We start from the raw sequence: 13246 nt of genomic DNA on the forward strand, positions 1-13246 counted from the left end.
AGCAAAAATAGAAAGAGAGAACTATACTTGGATCAAAGCGACCATTTAGGATCAGCTCATGACTAATCGATTAGCTGTAGCTTTAGGATTAATTTCCGTCTCATTGAATGCTTTAGCAGCAACTCAATCTTACTATTGCCCAGAAAATCACGGTTACATCAATCTGGGCATGACACCTGATCAGGTGATTGCTGCTTGTGGGCAACCAATAAGCCAGCAGGATTCTAACCAACCCATCATGCAACAAGTACCTATGCAACAGCTTATGTTCAACAACATGGGTTCTCAGAAGGCATTCTATGGTACCTGGGCAATCCCTACAGGAACAACTGGTGGAAGCCAATTGCAAGTTAATATCATCAATAACAAGGTTTATTCAGTGAACATTAATGGCAGCAGTACTAATGCATTTTCTGTCTGCGGTGGGGTGAGTATTCAGGTTGGCGATCCTGCATCTAAGGTTTATGGTGCCTGTGGTAACCCTTCCGTGGTGAATAATTCTTTCATTAATCAGCCACTTCAGTCCAATACTAAACCACAAATCTGGATTTATCAGCCAGGCCAATATCAATCGCCGATTACCTTGACTTTTGTTAATGGCAAACTACAATCCATCGATTAACTTAGATATTGGAAATTGACATGAGTGACTCGATTGATGATTTGACTATCGCCTTTAGCGAAGATGGCAACGAAAAAACCCGTGAATTGGGCAAACATGTCTTATCGAAGGGTGCCTGGACTACCATCATGTTCCGCTATCAGGATTGGGATAATAGTAAGCAGGATTATGGATCAGTAAAATATTCAATTAGACGTTATCAAAAGAAAAACAATCAATATTGGATGAAATCAAAATTCAATATTTCCAGTGAAGATCAGGCACGTAAGATTATTGAAGTACTGACAGGTTGGTTAGAGCAGGATAGTGCTGAGTAATTTTCGGGCTTGAGTTTCTATTGTCTTATACGGGACAAAAAATAGAAATCTTCTAATTCGTTCTGAATCCCCGCGGCTTGGCCGCGGGGTCCATGCAGCTTTCACCACGGCCAGATCCCGCGGTCAAGCCACGGGAATTCGAATTTTTTCTGAGATGTTGAAAGCAAAAAGCGCAATTTTTGAAAGTTAACTCAAAGTGTTTTATAATCCACCGCTAATTTTGCTCTTGGCTAGCTAATGCATGAAATACCGACCAATCGCGCTACCCGTGACAATCTTGGTTATTCTAATTTCCACTTATTCCTTTATTTCTCATCAAAAAAAAGCTAAGTCAAATACCAATGAAATCAAAACTATTACTGTAGAAACTTCACCCGTTACTGAAAAAATCCTCGCTGAACAATTTGAGACTCTCGGAAGCTTGGCTTCAACGGATAATATCGATATCAGCTCAGAATTGGCAGGACAGATTGCGGCTATCCACTTTACACCAGGTGCCTTTGTTAAAAAGGGAACCTTGCTGATTCAATTAGATGACCGAGTTTTGAAAAGCCAACTTGCCAGCGCTGAGGCCAATCTGCTCCTAAGCAAAGCCAATCATAGCCGCACTACAGAATTGGCAAAACGAAGTGTTGCCTCAGAGCAGGCCTTGGATAAAACCCTAGCCGACCTGCAGGAAAAACAAAATACCGTTAAAGTTAAAAAAGCCCAGCTCGAAAAATTAAGTCTACGCGCTCCTTTTTCAGGAACTTTGGGCTCCAGGCAGGTGAGTGTAGGCCAATATGTGAAAATCGGGCAGCCTTTGCTGCATTTAGTTGCCAATCAGAAATTACGTGTCGAATATAATTTGCCCGAACGATATCTAGCAAAACTCCATTTAGGTCAAAAGGTAAAAGTTTGCTCAGATGCCTTTCCAAATAAAACCTATATTGGGGTTGTAAATTACATCGATCCAGCCGTTGATAAGGAAACACGTACCATTGCCGTAGAAGCTTTAATTGATAATACAGAACGACAACTCTCTACGGGGTTATTTGTTCGTGTCAACCACCAGTTTGGGGAAAAGAAGAAACGCTTGCTTGTCCCTGAAGAAAGCCTGATTCCAACTATTAATGGCCAGAAAATTTTTGTCTTAAGAGATAAAAGAGCTATTGCTATCAAAGTCAAAACCGGATCTCACCATGATTCCATGACTGAGGTTTGTAGTGGTTTAAGTGCTGATGACATCATCATTATTCGAGGCCAGCATAAGCTGAAGGAAGGCAGCCGCGTTATTGATAGACATTCAGGGTGAGATTATGGTTAATTTTCCTGAACACTGTATCAAACGTCCCGTATTTACCATTGTACTCACCTTGATTTTGGTCATTGCAGGCCTGATCAATTTTGGAAAATTACCGCTCAGACATTTACCTAATATAGATAAGCCAGTTATCCATATTGCTACCGACTTTGATGGGGCGAGCCCTGAGTTAGTTGAAAAGGAAATTACTATTCCTATCGAAAATGCCATCTCAGGTATTTCAGGTATTGATACACTGCGTTCGACCAGCTTGCTTGGGAAAAGCCGTATCAATATAGATTTTCAGCTAGGTGTGGATATTAATGAAGCTGTTAATGATATTCGCAACAAGCTTTCTGCCCTGCAAGCCAAACTTCCTAAAGATAGCAATCCGCCAACGGTCTCTAAAAATGATGCTGATGCAAACCCGGTGGCAATGATTGGTTTTAACGATAAGTCTAGAACTCCACTGGAAATTACTGACTATGTAACCCGTAACATCAAACCTATTCTCCAGGAAATTAAAGGAGTTGGTGAAGTGACTTATCACGGCGGGCGTGATTATGCCGTTAAAATTGCCTTGGATCCGGTAAGAATGGCAGCTCATCAGGTGACAGTTGCCAAGGTCAAAGATGCTCTTATGCAGCAGAATATTGATGTTCCCAGCGGACAAATCAAAAGCACCAACCGCTATTACACTGTAGTCACCCGAGCTCGTTTACAAGATGCCAAACACTTTGCTGATCTGGTTATTGCTCATCGAAACAAACAACTTATTCGACTAGGTGAGCTTGCCCAAGTCAGCGTGGATAGTGAAAATGAAGATAATTTACTACGCATTAACGGTAAGCCCGCTGTTGGTTTAGCGATTCTCGCTCAATCGACAGCAAACCCGGTCGAAGTAGCCGCCGCTGTTACAAAAACCATCACAACTATGCGGCAAACCCTGCCACCAGGTTTTAATATACAAGTTGTTTTTGATTCGACCCGATTCATTAAACAGTCAATTCATGAGGTGTATAAAACCTTTATTGAAGCTGTTTTATTTGTGGGTCTAGTTGTCTTTTTATTTTTAGGCAATCTGCGCGCCGCCCTTATCCCAATTATTACTATCCCAATTTGTTTGATTAGTGCATTTTGGCCTATGTATTGGCTAGGCTTTGAGTTGAATACACTCACCCTCTTAGCGATGGTTTTGGCCATCGGTTTAGTCGTTGATGATGCAATTGTTGTCTTGGAAAATTGCCATCGCCATATGCAAAAAGGTTTAAACCCTCTGCAAGCGGCCATTAAGGGGTCAAACGAGATTGTTTTTGTTGTGTTGGCAATGACTGTCACCCTTGCAGCAGTCTACGCTCCAATGGGCTTTGTTGCTGGCTTTACTGGAAAGTTGTTTTTACAATTTGGCGTCACTCTCGCGCTGAGTGTCATTATCTCCGGGATTATTGCTTTAAGTTTATCGCCAATGATGTGCTCACGACTGTTAAAAAAGGATGATGGCTCCTATAGCAAATGGCTAGACAAACATTTTGAACACCTAGGTAGCCGTTACCAGGAGACCTTGAATTTTGCCTTGAGCCATCCGCGTCGTCTAATCAGTTTATTAACCTTCTTCTGTCTGATAGGTCTTTTTTGCTACTTCCATCTCGGCGCTGAATTAGCCCCGATGGAAGATCAGTCCTATATTATCGGTCCTATAGCTTCTCCTACCAATTCCAGTACGAGTTATACCGATAAGTACAGCCGCGAACTTGAGGCCATTTATGAAACAATTCCGGAAAAGGCAGCCTATCTCACCTCGGTGAAACCGGCATCGGCCTTTACACTTTTAAAACTAGTCCCCTGGAACGAGCGCAGCCGCTCGCAAAAAGAAATATCGAATGAGCTTAGTGATAAAATGCAGAAAATCACAGGAGTCTCTGTTTTTCCTGTAAGTCCCAATCCTTTTGGTCATCGCGGAGGCAATAATAGCCAATTCAGCGTATCTCTATTAGGTAATAGCTCTTACTTGCAGTTGAATGATATTAGTGCAGAAGTCGTTAAAGCATTATCGGATGATCGACGTCTAAGGCATGTCAAAAACAATTTAGCCCTTGATAGCGAGCAAATTGATATTGAAATTGACAGGCAGTTAGCTGCTGATTTGGATGTTAATCTGGCCGATGTAGCAGAACTACTATCGACTATGCTTGGTGGTTCTAATCCTGTTAACTTTAATTATGATGGTCAATCCTATAAGGTCATCTTACAACTGCAACAATCTGAGCGCCGTGATGTCTCTGTATTAAATAAGCTTTATGTACAAAGTGGACGTGGACGTATGATTCCCTTATCCACCCTGATTCAGATTAACAATACGATAGGCCCAGACAGCCTACCCCACTTAAACCGGCTACGCGCCGCAAATATTACTGCTGAATTGACTCCAGGTACTCATCTGAATGAAATCATTAGAGATGTTAAAAAGCTTTTAAAAGCAAAGCTTCCTGATGATGTTCAGTACCGTTTTATTGGTTCTGTGAAGGATTACATCGAATCATCTGATTCAAGCCTCTACGCCTTTTTGCTCGCCTTACTTTTTATTTATCTTGTCCTGGCAGCGCAGTTTGAGAGCTTTATCGACCCCTTAATTGTCCTTTTTTCCGTTCCTCTCTGCTTGGTTGGTGCTATCTGCGCTCTCTTTTTATTCGGCGAAAACATGTCGATTTACACCAACATAGGTATGGTTACTTTGATTGGTCTGATTACAAAACACGGTATTATGATTACTGAATTTGCCAATCAGCAGCTCAAATTAGGTAAGTCAAAAGCACAAGCAATTAGAGATAGCGCCCGCATCCGTCTGCGCCCTATCCTGATGACCACCTTGGCTATGGTGCTAGGTGCACTACCCCTGACCTTAGCAGGTGGAGCTGGAGGCGAAAGCAGGCGGCAGTTAGGCCTTGTTATTATCAGTGGTATGAGTGTTGGTACCTTGTTTTCACTCTATGTTGTACCTTTCGCTTATTTGGTGATTTCGAGACGAGCACCGATTGAACAGGCTGAGGGTGAAGGTGAAGCAATCCAAGATTTAGAGTGTAGTAGGCTGAGCTGACAACCCCAATGGCTCTTAGAAAGCTATACAAAAAATGATCGTCGATGAGGTCGTCAAATTCCTGCACAAAAAGTTCCCCTCTCCTCCGCGCGCGGAGGAGAGGGGACAAAAAGCATTTTTTACACAGCTTTCTAAGAGCCATTGGGCTTGTCAACCCAGCCTGCGATCGTTATGACCGACAGCTTTCTGGATAGCCATCCATATCACAGTTGGGTATACGATAACGCTCACAGAACATACGGGTGGTCTTTTTACACCCAGGGGTTGGTTCACTTTGAAAAATCACTCCAAGGCAACTGGCCTGGTTTTTAAAAGTAAGTGAGGGAGAACAACCAGGCATCGAGGACAGGGGATGGCAGCGCAGCTCATCAAAATCAAGACAATAGGGCTGCTCTCCATGAAGCTCGTCATAGGGTATACAAGAGCACCAGACATAGATATCACGATAGCAGCCATCTTCATCAGGCCCGCATAAAAGATATTTTTCGGCCCGAACAGCCCCTGAGAAGCCAATAAGATTTAGGGTTAAGAAAAAAATCAGGACGAGATCATAGGATAACTTCGATTTGAAAAATTTCATTTTTATTTCTTCCTTGTTAATCAGACTTGTTTGCCTAATAGGCGGTGGGGATTATTCGATAAATGGGTCTAATTAACAAGTATTTATATTTTTCACAACTCTTATTTCGTCATAGAGCTTCGAATCGGCAACCCCTCATCCGCCCTGCGGGCGCCTTCTCCCCTGAGGGGCGAAGGGAAAAATCCGAGTGGGATTTCTTTTTTTTCAAAACAAAATGCAGCCTACCTAGGAGTAACAACCTAGACCTCTCACCCCAATAATCTCGCAGAGCGTAAAAGCTGAATCATCTAGACGATAGGTCACTTGACCATATCTAAGCTCTATCTTTCCCTGCTCAGTCTGTGATAACTGGGGCGGGGTTAAATCTGTCTTGTCCTGGCATAGCCCTTTAACATGGAACCACTTGCTCTTGCCTTGCTCTAAGGTGTCGCAGGTTGCCGGTATGATGAAAATATCATCATAATCCGCTATGGCGGCTCTTACCGCATTATTTGCGTCTAAAATACCTGTGCCACAGGATTTATTGCTTACACAGGAATTACTATTATCCTTGTTCTGGCCAAAGGCATGTGTTGTTGCTACTAGGATTTTCTCCACTTGTTCAACAGAAACTGAGTCCTTGCTGACTGCATAGATTAAACCTACAACACCTGCGGCATGCGGAGCAGCCATAGAAGTACCTTGGTAGAAATCAAAACCAGAATATTGATAGCCACCACCCGGATTTACTGTCGATAAAATTCCGCCTTGTTTACCGTAAAAGAGATCACCACCTGGTGCTGCAAAACTGATACTGGGGCCGTAATTGGAGTAATAAGCTCGAAAACCCGTAGGGCCGGTTGCAGCAATTTTAAGAGCATACTGGCAAACAGCAGGAGCAGAATAATTTTCTAATTTGTTTTCGTTACCTGCAGCTACTGTAATCACCGCTCCCTTAGAACGAACAAAATCTAATGCCTCTTGTAAGGCAAGATCGCAATGCTCCACCTCCTTCCCAGGCCGCTCATCAACACCAAAACTCATGTTTAACACTTTGGCTGGATAGGGATTCTTTGGCACCCCTGGTATATCGCCACCAACCGACCAGTAAATTGCATTAATCACCTGACTTTCATAGAACATACCGCTGCTATCAGGGATTTTAACGGGCAAAATCTTTAAATGCTCTCCTACCCCAAGCATCACGTTTCCATAGGCGGCAATTGTTCCTGCCACATGAGTGCCATGGAAGGTACCAGTTTCATCGAAAGTATCCGCATTATTAGCCGCAAAATTCCAGCCTAGAAAATTACCCTGTTCATCTTTAATCAGATTATTAATCAAGCTAGGATGTGCAGCTATCCCCGTATCAAGGACCGCTACAACAATAGGCTGGGGCGCTTGGCCACTAGTGTAAGACCAAGCGCCATCGCGAAAACCAGCAACGGATTCAAGCATTATCCCGCCAGGTGCTGCAAATTCGTCCCATTGTGCTTCATGCGAAACTAAAATGCTGCTTTCTGTTAGTTGCAATTGTGGTGGGGCTATAAAATGCCCTATTCGATCTTTAACTGCATAGACAACATTGGGGTTCTGGCGCAACGTCGCTAATACAGCTTCAGTACTATCAGAATTTTTAATTCCTTTCGGCCTGGCTTGGCTATCGAAGGTTAAGACATAGGCGCCACCGGCTATGGGTTTCAGAGTTGTCGGGGAAAGATTAGTTGTCTGTTTGAGCTGTTTTTTCAAAGAGCTAGGACTTGTAGCTTGCTTGTATTTGATAATGACTCGGATCCCTGTCTCATCAAGGGCAAATCCACTATGAGTCAGGGATAAAAGCATTAGTCCGGTGATGCCAGCTTGGTAACGCATGATTACTCCTTACTTACAAACTGATGCTTCACCACAAAGAGGTATTGTCGTGCAAATAAGCAACCTTTTGGTAATAGGTCAGCCCTCTTCCCGAATTCCCGCGGCTTGACCGCGGGATCTATAGGCTCATAGTGAAGAGCTTCTAACCAGCAGATCCCGCGGTCAAGCCGCGGGAATTCGATACTGGAGCGGGGGCTGACCGATTACACCGTTTGCTGTCATTGCGAACGTAGTGAAGCAATCTAGAGTTCTGAGCTTCGAACCCTGGATTGCTTCGTCACTTCGTTCCTCGCAATGACAACAGCAAGCGTAGGGCGCGACCAATAATTATTTAGCCATGCAACACTTAATATCTATAGTGCTCAGGCTTATAGGGCCCATTCACTGGAACGCCAATATAGTTGGCTTGTTCTTCAGTTAATTGTGTTAATTTCGCACCAATTCTGTCCAGATGCAAACGAGCAACCTTCTCATCAAGGTGCTTGGGTAATACATAGACCTGGTTTTCATAATGATGCGCATTTTGGAACAATTCAATCTGAGCCAAAACCTGATTAGTAAATGAGGCCGACATCACAAAGCTAGGATGTCCAGTTGCACAACCTAAGTTAACCAAACGACCCTCTGCAAGAATGATAATTCGCTTGCCATCAGGGAAGATAACATGATCGACCTGTGGCTTAATATTATCCCAGGTGTATTGTCTTAAACTTTGAATATCGATTTCTGAATCAAAATGGCCAATGTTGCATAAGATAGCCTGATTACGCATGCGTAACATATGCTCGTGGCGAACAACATGGTAGTTTCCAGTTGCCGAAACAACTATATCAACCTGCTCGGCCACATCATCAAGAGTTACCACGCGATAGCCTTCCATCGCCGCCTGTAAAGCACAGATTGGATCGATTTCACTAATCCAGACCGTTGCCCCTTGACCACGCAAAGCTTGTGCGCAGCCCTTACCTACATCGCCATAACCAAGGATCAGCGCGACCTTACCAGCTACCATCACATCAGTTGCTCGTTTTAAGCCATCAAGCAAGGATTCTCGGCAACCATATAAATTATCAAATTTAGACTTGGTCACTGCATCATTAACATTGATAGCAGGTGTCTTTAATTGACCATTTTTAGCCATTTCATAAAGTCTGCTAACACCTGTCGTTGTTTCCTCAGACACCCCCTTGATATCCACAAGAATTTCTGGATATTTTTCATGGACGATCTGAGTGACGTCACCGCCATCATCAAGCAGCAAATTAGGAACCCAGCCTTCTGGTCCTTTCAGGGTTTGCTCGACGCACCACCAGTATTCTTCCTCAGTCTCACCCTTCCAGGCAAAAACAGGTATCCCAGCTGCAGCAATTGCTGCTGCCGCATGATCCTGGGTAGAAAAGATATTACAGGATGACCATCTTACTTCAGCACCCAGAGCTAAGAGAGTCTCAATTAAAACAGCAGTTTGAATAGTCATATGCAAACAGCCAGCAATTCGAGCGCCCTTTAGAGGCTGTTGTGCTGCAAACTCTTTGCGCAAAGCCATGAGGCCTGGCATCTCAGTTTCAGCAATTGCAATTTCTTTGCGGCCCCAATCGGCAAGCGCTAGATCCGCTACTTTAAAATCGTGTTTCATTCTTTTTCCTCAAATGATTAGCTTATAAAGCCTTTGCTAAAGCATCAACCTTATCCAAACGCTCCCAAGGTAAACCTGGACGACCATAGTGACCATAAGCAGCCGTTTGCTGGTAAATAGGTCTTAATAGATCGTGATGATCAATAATGCCTTGCGGGGTCAAATCGAAATGCGTGTTAATTAAATCAATAATTACATTATTAGCTAAGCGCCCGGTGCCATAGGTATCAATTGAAATAGAGGTCGGTTCAGCAATACCGATTGCGTAAGAAACCTGAATTTCGCATTTATCAGCTATGCCTGCTGCAACGATATTTTTAGCAACATGGCGGGCTGCATAGGCGGCAGAACGGTCTACTTTTGAAGGATCTTTCCCTGAGAAACAACCACCACCATGGCGTGCCATACCACCATAAGTATCCACAATTATTTTACGACCTGTTAAACCGCAGTCGCCCAAGGGACCACCAATAACAAAACGACCTGTTGGATTAATAAAATAGCGAGTTGTCGCAGAAAGCCATTCAGCAGGTAAAATTGGTTTAATAATTTCTTCACGAACAGCTTCTACCAGATCTTTGTGGCTGATCTCAGGAGCGTGCTGAGTAGAAAAGACTACGGTATCAATTGCTACAGGTTTTCCTTGCTCATACTTAAAGGTGAGCTGGCATTTAGCATCAGGACGCAACCAAGGTAACTTATTGCTCTTGCGCATCTCTGCCTGTTGCGCCATAAGGCGATGCGAGTAAGCTATCGGCGCAGGCATATAGACATCTGTCTCACGGCTGGCATAGCCAAACATCAGTCCCTGATCACCAGCACCAAGAATTTTTGTGTCTTTATTATCGACGCCCTGAGCAATATCTGGTGACTGTTTGCCAATTGCCGAAAGTACTGCGCAAGAGGCCCAATCGAAACCCATTTCTGAGCTATTGTAACCAATCTCTTTAATCACCTCACGAGTGATAGCTTCAACATCGACCCAGGCAGAGGTTGTTATTTCACCACCAACCAACACCATACCTGTTTTAACAAAGGTTTCACAGGCAACGCGGGCTTTGGGATCCTTGGCCAGAATCGCATCTAAAATTGCATCAGAAATTTGATCGGCTATCTTATCGGGATGCCCTTCTGAAACAGACTCTGAAGTAAAAACATGAAAATCGCTCACCTTAGTTCCTCTTTATATAATGACTTAGGGGATGCCTGGGCACACTGCCATTAAGTTAGATGATCCATCAAAACCGTCCGCGTTGAGAGCGTGCGCAAGCACACGTCTCGAAGCGTCACCTGTGTAAGGCTTCGAGACGGCCTAAAAGCCTCCTCAGCCCGAACGGTTATAAAATTCCTTAACTTAGTCGCAATGATGCCTTTGCACCCATTAATGCAATAAATTCATCGAATATTATTTCGATATCGTGTGGTCCGGGACTTGCCTCAGGATGCCCCTGGAAACCCAAAACCGGCTTATGCTTATGCCGAATTCCTTGTAAACTTTGGTCAAAGAGAGAACGGTGAGTCACCTCAAGATAATCAGGTAAGGTTTCTTCATCGATTGCAAATCCATGGTTCTGACTTGTTATCAGCACACGCTTTGGTTCTTTAACCTCAACCACAGGATGATTGGCGCCATGATGGCCAAATTTCATTTTCAATGATTTTGCACCACTCGCAAGGCCGAGTATTTGGAAGCCTAAACAAATTCCCAAAATGGGAAGACCAGTTTCTAAAAACTCCTTTGTTGCCGCAATCGCATAATCACAAGCTTGGGGATCGCCAGGTCCATTAGATAAAAATATACCGTCTGGATTAAGGGCTAAAACATCTGCTGCGGAAGTTTTGGCCGGTACAATAGTGATATGGCAACCTTTGTCATGCAGGATACGCAAAATATTATGTTTGACACCAAAATCATAGGCTACAACATGATATTGAGAGGGCTTGGAAGCTGTTCCCCATTCTCCCCGCCCCTCATGCCAACGTTCTGTTGTTTGCCGCGATACCTCTGACGCCAAATCAGCTCCTTCCATCCCATCGAAAGAACGCGCTTTAGCCAAAGCCAATTCAGGTTCATTGACATTCGTGCTAATGCAGGCAGCTATAGCACCCTGTTCACGTAGACGAACTGTTAATTGACGGGTATCGATACCAGCAATCGCCACTATGCCATGCTTTTTAAGCCAATCAGGCAAGGATTGCGTAGAACGGTAATTGGAAGGCAACAAAGAGCAATCACGCATTACCAGGCCAGCAGCCCATACACGTGAAGACTCCATATCCTCGGCATTACAGCCGGTATTGCCAACATGGGAGGTGGTCAGAGTAATAATTTGTTTGGCATAAGAGGGATCAGTAAGCATTTCCTGATAACCAGTCATAGCGGTGTTAAACACTAACTCGCCTACACAATCACCGTTGGCACCTACCGAGATTCCATGCACAATCGTACCATCAGCAAGAACTAATATCGCAGGTTTGGTATACATATAAGGCTCTTAGTCCGAGACAAAATAAGCGATTGTACCGTAGACCGGTTAAAATTTCATGTCTTCAAAGAATTTTTTTACCCCATCAAACCAAGAGCTAGTACGAGGCGAATGGCTCTTACTAGAATCCAAAGAGGTTTGCAACTGAGTAAATAATTCTTTTTGTTCACGCGAGAGATTCACTGGTGTTTCCACAACCACTCGGCAAAGCAAATCACCTATTGCATGGCTTCGCACCGATTTTATGCCTTTACCACGCATACGGAAGGTTTTACCGGTTTGTGTTTCACTAGGGATTTTAAGAGTCACCCTACCTTCGAGTGTTGGTACTTCGATAGAACCGCCAAGAGCTGCTGTGCTAAAGCTAATGGGTACTTCACAATGCAAATCATTCTCATGACGTTCAAATATTGTATGGGCTTTTACATTAATCTGTACGTATAAATCGCCAGGCCCGCCGCCATAAATACCGGCCTCACCTTCTCCGCTTAAACGAACACGATCACCGTTATCCACGCCGGCAGGAATTTTAACCGTTAATTTCTTGCTTTCTCGTACTCGACCCTGACCATGGCAGCTTGTACATGGATCGGTAATGACCTTACCCTCGCCATGACAACTTGGACAGGTTTGCTGGATTGAGAAAAAGCCTTGCTGAATTCTAACCTGCCCCACACCATTACAGGTTTCACAGGATTTAGGTGTTGACCCTTTTTTTGCTCCAGAACCATCACAGCTTTGGCAGCCTACATGTCGAGGAACAGTGATTTCTATTTGCTTGCCAATAGCCGCTTCTTCAAGGGTCAAGCTAACATTGAATTGTAAATCAGCACCGCGCTGGCCACGGGATTGTCGGCCTTGGCCACGACCACCGGAAAAAATATTTTCAAAGATATCTTCGAAAACATCACCAAAGCCACCGAAACCACCAAAACCGCCAGCACCACCAGCAGCGCCATCTACACCTGCGTGGCCAAAACGATCGTAGGCTGCTCGTTTTTGCTGATCAGATAAGACACCATAGGCTTTTTGGATTTCTTTAAACTTTTCTTCGGCTTCTTTGTCGTTTGAGTTACGATCGGGATGATATTTCATCGCTAGCTTTCGATAAGCTTTTTTGATTTCGGCGTCATCAGCACTGCGACTAATACCTAAAATCTCGTAATAATCCTTCTGTTCCATAACTCAAACACCAATTGTTAGTTAGAGGCTAGTAGCCTAAAAAAATAATTCCCATGCCCCTTGGAGACCGTCATCCTGAGCACCCCTGCCCCTTAAGGACAAACATCAATAAAGGCCTCGTCATCCCGAACATAGTGAGGGCTCTCCGGGATTAGCACAGTGCTACACTTAGGAGATGCCTCTCTACGTTCGACAT

General features: G+C 43.9%; 10 protein-coding genes. 4 read left to right on the plus strand and 6 right to left on the minus strand.

Annotation, left to right across the window (positions count from 1 at the left end; translation table 11 throughout):
• Nucleotides 1–58 precede the first annotated feature (58 nt).
• From BN1094_RS09465 to BN1094_RS09480, 4 genes are all read left to right on the plus strand, one after another.
• A complete protein-coding gene (locus tag BN1094_RS09465) occupies nt 59–622 on the plus strand; it encodes a DUF2845 domain-containing protein (RefSeq protein ID WP_043874172.1) in 564 nt (187 codons plus the stop codon).
• A 20-nt stretch (nt 623–642) separates the two neighbouring features.
• A complete protein-coding gene (locus BN1094_RS09470; RefSeq protein WP_043874173.1) occupies nt 643–939 on the plus strand; it encodes a hypothetical protein in 297 nt (98 codons plus the stop codon).
• A gap of 241 nt (nt 940–1180) precedes the next feature.
• Nucleotides 1181–2233, plus strand: coding sequence for an efflux RND transporter periplasmic adaptor subunit (locus BN1094_RS09475; protein ID WP_052403222.1), 1053 nt, complete (start codon nt 1181–1183; stop codon nt 2231–2233).
• Nucleotides 2234–2237: 4 nt separating this feature from the next.
• Nucleotides 2238–5315 (plus strand): efflux RND transporter permease subunit, encoded by a 3078-nt coding sequence (locus tag BN1094_RS09480; RefSeq protein WP_043874174.1) that lies wholly within the window; start codon nt 2238–2240, stop codon nt 5313–5315.
• Between the two features lie 169 nt (nt 5316–5484).
• On the opposite strand, the gene BN1094_RS09485 is transcribed toward BN1094_RS09480, so the two are convergent.
• The 6 genes from BN1094_RS09485 to dnaJ form a co-directional block, all read right to left on the minus strand.
• Nucleotides 5485–5895: a hypothetical protein gene (locus BN1094_RS09485; protein WP_052403223.1), complete on the minus strand. Its 411-nt coding sequence runs from the start codon at nt 5893–5895 to the stop codon at nt 5485–5487.
• Nucleotides 5896–6120: 225 nt separating this feature from the next.
• A complete protein-coding gene (locus BN1094_RS09490) occupies nt 6121–7746 on the minus strand; it encodes a S8 family serine peptidase (RefSeq protein WP_043874175.1) in 1626 nt (541 codons plus the stop codon).
• Between the two features lie 346 nt (nt 7747–8092).
• Entirely contained in the window at nt 8093–9382 is a 1290-nt protein-coding gene (gene ahcY, locus BN1094_RS09495; protein ID WP_043874176.1) for an adenosylhomocysteinase, read from the minus strand.
• A 22-nt stretch (nt 9383–9404) separates the two neighbouring features.
• The gene (metK, locus tag BN1094_RS09500) at nt 9405–10553 is read right to left on the minus strand and encodes a methionine adenosyltransferase (RefSeq protein WP_043874177.1); all 1149 of its coding nucleotides are present in this window, start codon (nt 10551–10553) and stop codon (nt 9405–9407) included.
• A 178-nt stretch (nt 10554–10731) separates the two neighbouring features.
• Nucleotides 10732–11868 carry a glutamine-hydrolyzing carbamoyl-phosphate synthase small subunit gene (carA, locus tag BN1094_RS09505; protein WP_043874178.1) on the minus strand — a complete coding sequence of 379 codons (1137 nt, stop codon included), beginning with the start codon at nt 11866–11868 and terminating at the stop codon, nt 10732–10734.
• A gap of 48 nt (nt 11869–11916) precedes the next feature.
• Nucleotides 11917–13050: a molecular chaperone DnaJ gene (dnaJ, locus tag BN1094_RS09510; RefSeq protein WP_043874179.1), complete on the minus strand. Its 1134-nt coding sequence runs from the start codon at nt 13048–13050 to the stop codon at nt 11917–11919.
• Between the last annotated feature and the right edge of the window lie 196 nt (nt 13051–13246).

The sequence above is a fragment of the Legionella massiliensis genome (genome assembly GCF_000756815.1).
In the GTDB taxonomy this organism is placed as follows: Bacteria; Pseudomonadota; Gammaproteobacteria; order Legionellales; family Legionellaceae; genus Tatlockia; species Tatlockia massiliensis.

Excerpts from the sequence above, each read along its gene's own strand:
- BN1094_RS09490 (WP_043874175.1), bottom strand. The coding sequence starts at position 7,746 with ATGCGTTACCAAGCTGGCATCACCGGACTAATGCTTTTATCCCTGACT.
- dnaJ (WP_043874179.1), bottom strand. The coding sequence starts at position 13,050 with ATGGAACAGAAGGATTATTACGAGATTTTAGGTATTAGTCGCAGTGCT.
- BN1094_RS09485 (WP_052403223.1), bottom strand. The coding sequence starts at position 5,895 with ATGAAATTTTTCAAATCGAAGTTATCCTATGATCTCGTCCTGATTTTT.
- BN1094_RS09465 (WP_043874172.1), top strand. The coding sequence starts at position 59 with ATGACTAATCGATTAGCTGTAGCTTTAGGATTAATTTCCGTCTCATTG.
- ahcY (WP_043874176.1), bottom strand. The coding sequence starts at position 9,382 with ATGAAACACGATTTTAAAGTAGCGGATCTAGCGCTTGCCGATTGGGGC.
- BN1094_RS09480 (WP_043874174.1), top strand. The coding sequence starts at position 2,238 with ATGGTTAATTTTCCTGAACACTGTATCAAACGTCCCGTATTTACCATT.
- BN1094_RS09470 (WP_043874173.1), top strand. The coding sequence starts at position 643 with ATGAGTGACTCGATTGATGATTTGACTATCGCCTTTAGCGAAGATGGC.
- BN1094_RS09475 (WP_052403222.1), top strand. The coding sequence starts at position 1,181 with ATGAAATACCGACCAATCGCGCTACCCGTGACAATCTTGGTTATTCTA.
- carA (WP_043874178.1), bottom strand. The coding sequence starts at position 11,868 with ATGTATACCAAACCTGCGATATTAGTTCTTGCTGATGGTACGATTGTG.